This is a genomic window from Acidithiobacillus sp., assembly GCF_023255755.1.
In the GTDB taxonomy this organism is placed as follows: Bacteria; Pseudomonadota; Gammaproteobacteria; order Acidithiobacillales; family Acidithiobacillaceae; genus Acidithiobacillus.
In genome coordinates this window covers 1-4,396 of sequence record NZ_JAGDVS010000115.1, presented here as the reverse complement: position 1 = coordinate 4,396, position 4,396 = coordinate 1, and the positions used below count along the sequence as shown (strand labels likewise).

Annotated in this window: 6 protein-coding genes and 1 pseudogene; 4 read left to right on the top strand and 3 right to left on the bottom strand. The window is 64.6% G+C overall.

Annotated elements, in window-relative coordinates; all coding sequences use genetic code 11:
- The 3 genes from Q0C48_RS07985 to rimO form a co-directional block, all read left to right on the top strand.
- On the top strand, positions 1-663 hold a 663-nt coding region (locus Q0C48_RS07985; protein WP_291523210.1), incomplete at its 5' end, for an SDR family oxidoreductase.
- A 5-nt stretch (positions 664-668) separates the two neighbouring features.
- The gene (locus Q0C48_RS07980) at positions 669-1,052 is read left to right on the top strand and encodes a NifU family protein (protein ID WP_291523208.1); all 384 of its coding nucleotides are present in this window, start codon (positions 669-671) and stop codon (positions 1,050-1,052) included.
- Positions 1,049-2,389, top strand: a complete 1,341-nt coding sequence (gene rimO / locus Q0C48_RS07975; RefSeq protein ID WP_291523206.1) for a 30S ribosomal protein S12 methylthiotransferase RimO — start codon at positions 1,049-1,051, stop codon at positions 2,387-2,389. The genes Q0C48_RS07980 and rimO overlap by 4 nt, the downstream gene beginning before the upstream one ends.
- Before the next feature lie 16 nt (positions 2,390-2,405).
- Here the strand turns inward: rimO and folB are convergent, their stop codons facing one another.
- Positions 2,406-2,765, bottom strand: a complete 360-nt coding sequence (folB, locus tag Q0C48_RS07970) for a dihydroneopterin aldolase (protein ID WP_291523205.1) — start codon at positions 2,763-2,765, stop codon at positions 2,406-2,408.
- Between the two features lie 72 nt (positions 2,766-2,837).
- On the opposite strand from folB, the gene plsY reads away from it, so the two are divergent.
- Entirely contained in the window at positions 2,838-3,434 is a 597-nt protein-coding gene (plsY, locus tag Q0C48_RS07965) for a glycerol-3-phosphate 1-O-acyltransferase PlsY (RefSeq protein ID WP_291523203.1), read from the top strand.
- 6 nt (positions 3,435-3,440) lie between these two features.
- Here the strand turns inward: plsY and Q0C48_RS07960 are convergent, their stop codons facing one another.
- Together Q0C48_RS07960 and Q0C48_RS07955 are read right to left on the bottom strand one after the other, a co-directional pair.
- Complete coding sequence (locus Q0C48_RS07960; protein WP_291523202.1) at positions 3,441-3,968, bottom strand: tetratricopeptide repeat protein; 528 nt, start codon at positions 3,966-3,968, stop codon at positions 3,441-3,443.
- Positions 3,968-4,396: pseudogene (locus Q0C48_RS07955) on the bottom strand (tRNA (adenosine(37)-N6)-threonylcarbamoyltransferase complex transferase subunit TsaD); the annotation flags it as partial. The pseudogene Q0C48_RS07955 and the gene Q0C48_RS07960, both read right to left, overlap by 1 nt.

Sequence of the window (4,396 nt, the reverse complement as noted above, 5' to 3'; positions counted from 1 at the left end):
GCGGAAGGCTGCCAGCTCGCCCTGCATTATAAGCGATCCGCTGCCGAGGCCGAAGCCCTGGCGCAGGAGTTGCGCGCGCGGCATCGAACTGAACCCCTGTTGATCGCGGGCGACCTGGCTGATCCAGAAACGCCCGCCCGCCTGATTGATGCGGCTATCGGGCATTTTGGCCGCCTGGACGGCCTCGTCAACAATGCTTCGCTGTACTCCCCTGCGCCTTTCGGCGAAATCACGCCGGGAGACTGGGCGGCGATGGAGACCGTGCATCTGCGCGCGCCCCTCTTCCTGACCCAGGCGGCCGCACCGCATTTGCGGAAAAGCAGCGGCGCCGTCGTCAACATCGGCGACATCCACGCCGAAATCCCCCTGCGCGGTTATCTGCCCTACAGTGTCACGAAGGCGGGCCTGCTGGCGCTCACCCGCGCCCTCGCCAAAGAACTGGGGCCGGAGATCCGCGTCAACAGCGTCTCGCCCGGAGTGGTGCTCTGGGCCGAGGATAAGGACCCGCCCGACGGCGACCAGCAGGGACTCATCGAACGCAACGCCCTCAAGCGCGTCGGCAGCCCGGAGGATATTGCCGGCGCCGTCCGCTATCTGCTCTTCGATGCGCCTTATGTCACTGGCCACAATCTCGTCGTCGATGGCGGTCGCATGTTATATTGACGGCCATGAGCCCAACCGTAAAATCCCCCATCCGCTTTTACAGCGAAGACGAACTGGACGCCTTGGAGGCGGAAGACCCCCTCGCCGCGGCCAAAATCGCCCACGCCCAGGCCATGGCCGAACGCGGACTCGACCGCCAGAAACGCTATGGACCCGACGATCCCCTGCCCGACCCTGCGACCGTCACCGAAGCGGTGCAAACGGTGCGCCACATTCTCCACCGCGATGGCGGCGATATCGAACTGGTGGAAATTGTCGAACGCGACGTGCGGGTACGCATGAAAGGCGCCTGCGCGGGCTGCCCCAATGCCGTCATCGATCTCAAACAGGTGGTCGAGCGTATCGTCGGCGCGGTGCCGGGAGTGGTCAGTGTGAGCAATACCTTTTGAAGGCGAGCGCGAATACACCGCCCAAAGTCGGCTTCGTCAGCCTCGGCTGCCCCAAGGCCACGGTGGACAGCGAGCGCATCCTCACCCAGTTGCGCGCCGAGGGCTATCTGCTGGTGGGGGATTACGCCAGCGCCGATGTGGTCGTCGTCAACACCTGCGGCTTTATCGACGCGGCGGTGGAGGAATCCCTGGAAGCCATCGGCGAGGCGCTGGATGAGAACGGCAAGGTGGTGGTCACCGGTTGTCTGGGTGCCCGCGAGGGCGGCGACTTTGTGCGCGGCGCCCATCCCAAGGTGCTCGCCGTCACCGGCCCCAATCAGGCCAGTGCCGTGCTCGACGCGATTCACGAGGCACTCCCTCCGGCCCACGACCCTTACACCGACCTGGTCCCGCCCCAGGGCCTGCGCCTGACGCCGCCCCACTACGCCTATCTGAAAATCTCCGAGGGCTGCAATCAGTCCTGCAGCTTCTGCATCATCCCCAGCATGCGCGGCAAGCTGGTCAGCCGCGCGCCGGACGATATTCTGCGCGAGGCCGAGGCGCTGGTGGCGGGCGGCGTCAAAGAACTGCTGGTGATTTCCCAGGACACCGGCGCTTACGGGGTGGACCGCAAATACCGCACCGCCTTTCACAACGGCCGTCCGCTCAAGACCCGCATCACCGATCTCTGCGCGGCCCTGGGCGAACTCGGCGTCTGGGTGCGCCTGCACTACGTCTACCCCTACCCGCATATCGACGAACTCCTGCCCCTGATGGCGGCAAGTAAAATTCTGCCCTATCTGGATGTGCCCCTGCAGCACGGCAGTCCGCGCATCCTCAAGGCCATGCGCCGCCCCGCTGCCGCCGAAAAGACCCTCGACCGAATTCTGGCCTGGCGCCAGGCAGTGCCGGACCTGACCATCCGCAGCACCTTCATCGTCGGCTTCCCCGGCGAGACCGATGCGGATTTTGCGGAACTGCTGGATTTTCTGCGGGCGGCGGAGTTGGATCGGGTCGGTTGTTTCGCCTATTCGGCCGTGAACGGCGCGCCCGCCAACGCGATCGCTGGCGCGGTGCCGGATCTGGTCAAAGAAGAACGTCGCGCCGAATTCATGGCCGTGCAGGAAGCCATCAGCCGGGGGCGACTACAACGCTGGGGGGGCCAGCGTCAGCGGGTGCTGGTGGACGAGGTGGGCCGGGGGGGCAAGGTGATCGCCCGCTCCGCCAGCGATGCCCCGGAGATCGATGGTGTGGTGCATCTGGGCAAGGCGGCGGGGTTGCAGGTCGGGGACTGGGTGGAGGTGGAGATCACCCGGGCGGATGCCCATGATTTGCATGGGGTGCTGGTGTCGGCCTGATCGGGCCCTTGGTCGCTCAAGGCAGGCGACTGCCCCGCTCGATCCGCACCCCCACATCCCGTGTTCCGCGCACGGCGGCGGGTTTGTGCACCGTCACCTGCACCCAGGCCGCACCGAATTCACTGCGAATGATGTCGGCAATCTGCTCGGCCAGGGTCTCCACCAGTTCCACTTCTGACGCGGCGATATGGGCGACCAGGCGCTGGCAGATGGTCTGGTAGTTGATGGTGTTCTCCACCTTGTCGGTCCGCGCCGCAGCCCCCGCATCCGCGGCAATATCCAGATCGACGAGCACCGTCTGTTTAACCTGGCGTTCCCAGTCGTAGATGCCGATGCGGGTGTCCACCTTGAGTTCACGTACAAAAAGAATATCCATGGTCATCCCGAAAAAAGCGGCAATCCGCCGCAGCTCGGCCTATAATAACCAATTTTCCGGCTAAAGCACTGCATGTCACTTCTTCTGGATGTTGCCCTGATCGGCGGGGGATATGCCGTCGGTTCCATTGCCACCGCCATTCTGGTGGCGCGCGCCCTGGGTCTGGGGGACCCGCGCCAGTCCGGATCGGGCAATCCCGGCGCCACCAACATCCTGCGCATTGGCGGCAAAAAGGCCGCCTTGCTGACCTTGCTCGGCGACCTGATCAAGGGCGTCATCCCCATCGTCATCGCCCGCCTGCTCGGGCTGGAGGACTGGGCGCTGGCCGCCGTGGCCCTCGCCACCTTTCTCGGCCATCTCTATCCGGTGTTTTTTGGTTTTCGCGGCGGCAAAGGGGTGGCCACGGCGCTGGGTATTCTGCTGGCTCTCCTGCCGGTGCTGGGCTTGTCGATATTGGGTATGTGGATACTGGTGTTTGCGGTGACGCGCGTTTCGTCCATGGCGGCGCTGCTGGCGGCGGTCAGCGCGGTGCCCATCGTCTTTGCGGTATCTTCTGCGACGAGTATGCGGGTGCTCATCATGGTGCTGGTGCTGCTGATCCTCTGGCGGCACCGCAGCAATATCCGCCGTCTGCTGGATGGCAGCGAACGTTCCTTCAAAAAGCGTTGAGGCTCGTCAATCCTTGATGTTCCACTCCTGCATCCGTTCGCTGATCCAGTCCGCCAGTCGCGCCGCCGGGCGAAAACCAGGGACCAACCGCTGGGCCTCCTTCGCCGCAGCCAGGGCACGGCGCATGCTGCCTTTGTATAGGTAATAACGGGCGAGATTCATCTGCGCCAGATGCGGACTGTCGAAGCGTTGGGCCTTGAGGGCGCGGCGAATCACGAAGAGGGCTTCATCTTCACGACCGGTATCCATCAAATATTCACCGAGATCATTCCACGCCTGCCCCCACTCCGCATCACAGGCGATGGCGCGGCGGCAGGCAGCAATGGCCCCGTGTGGGTCGCCGGAAGCAGACAGTGCCCAGGCGTAGAAGGTCCAGATCACGGCGCTCTTCGGGCCATGCTCCAGTGCACGCCTGAAGGCGATGGCCGCTTCTTGCGGATGATCCGTCTGCTGCCAGTCCAGGCCCTCCTGAAAGTCGACATCCTGTGCCGCCAGCTCGTCGACGATCATATCCAGAGAAAATGGCTCGTTCATCACGCTTCCTCCTCCGTCAGGGACCAGCGCGCCCGCACCGGGAAGTCCGCTGTGGCTGCCTGGGCCCGCTCCGTGTGCAGGGCACCGGTCAGGGCGATCATCGCTGCGTTGTCCGTACAATGCGCGAGATCAGCTATAAAGACTTCGACACCTTCAGACACCAGGCCGTTCAGGGCGGCCCGCAGCGCCCGGTTGGCGCCGACCCCGCCCGCCACGATCAGACGCCTCAGCCCGGTCTGCTGCAGGGCGCGCTGGCATTTCCTGAACAGCGTCTCCACCACCGCGGCCTGAAAACTGGCGGCCAGGTCAACCCGCTTTTGCACATCGTCGGGCGCGATGGGCATGGAGGCTAGACGGAAGGCCGTTTTCAGACCGCTGAAGCTGAAGTCCAGTCCCGGCCGGTCCAGCAGCGGCCGCGGCAGGCGAAA